This window comes from Zavarzinella formosa DSM 19928, assembly GCF_000255705.1.
In the GTDB taxonomy this organism is placed as follows: domain Bacteria; phylum Planctomycetota; class Planctomycetia; order Gemmatales; family Gemmataceae; genus Zavarzinella; species Zavarzinella formosa.
Genome location: NZ_AIAB01000561.1, coordinates 1 through 882 on the forward strand (window position 1 = coordinate 1; position 882 = coordinate 882).

The 882-nt window shown below is 58.5% G+C and carries 1 protein-coding gene; it reads left to right on the forward strand.

Annotated features, from left to right (window positions below):
• The first annotated feature begins 205 nt into the window (after positions 1 to 205).
• The gene (locus tag BGIM_RS0100710; protein ID WP_020467915.1) at positions 206 to 793 is read left to right on the forward strand and encodes a transposase; all 588 of its coding nucleotides are present in this window, start codon (positions 206 to 208) and stop codon (positions 791 to 793) included.
• Positions 794 to 882 lie beyond the last annotated feature (89 nt).

The following is an 882-nucleotide window of genomic DNA, read 5'->3' on the forward strand; positions in this document are numbered from 1 at the left end:
GTCTTGGCGAGCCGAGCAGCGTAAGCTGCCGGGTGGCTTCCAGTGGTCGAACCGCTTCCCCTTTACTCGGCCGGACTTAAACCCGTGGCTGAAGCACCTTCCCTGCCGGGAGCCACCCGGCAGCTCACGCTGCTCGGCTCGCCAAGACAAAGACGAGCCTTCCGGCTCGCCGGGAAAACAATCATCATTCATGGGATCACCTTTCATGAATCGACACTGGCTCCTGACATGGACTGCCTACGGGAACTGGCTGCCCGGTGATGCGCGGGGATTCGTGGGAAACATTTTGGAGGACGACGGGAACCGGGTGAGCCACAACATTCCCGGCACGCCTTATGAGGCCGATTTGCCAAAATTGTCGAATTGGATCAAAGACCGCATGAACGGCCCGCCGGTGGCCTTGGGTGTCGTTGACGCGAAAAGTCTTGTCGAGCAATATCAGGAAACCGCCTTGATTCGGCAATGGACCTTGCAAGCCGCCAGCATCATGTTCAATCACATCCATCTTGTCTTGGAGACGCCGCATGAGGCTGATCCGCAACTGGTGTTGGAGACATTCAAAAACTGGTCCACGCGGGCTTTGAAAAAGCGTCGGCCCGTTCCCGCCAACGGTTCTTTTTGGACGGTCAACGGATCAAAACGGAAACTGCCGACGGAAGAAGCGATTCAATCGGCCGTCGTTTATGTGGTGAAGAAGCAACCCAATCCGCTGGCCGTCTGGCATTCGCCGACATGGCAATCGCTGCTGGACGGATTTGACGCGGCCCAAAGGGCCGTGACGCTTGATGAGTGATGCGCCGGCTCAGGTATTGGCGAGCCGGAAGGCTCGTCTTCAGTCTTGGCGAGCCGAGCAGCGTGAGCTGCCGGGTGGCTTCCGGCAGG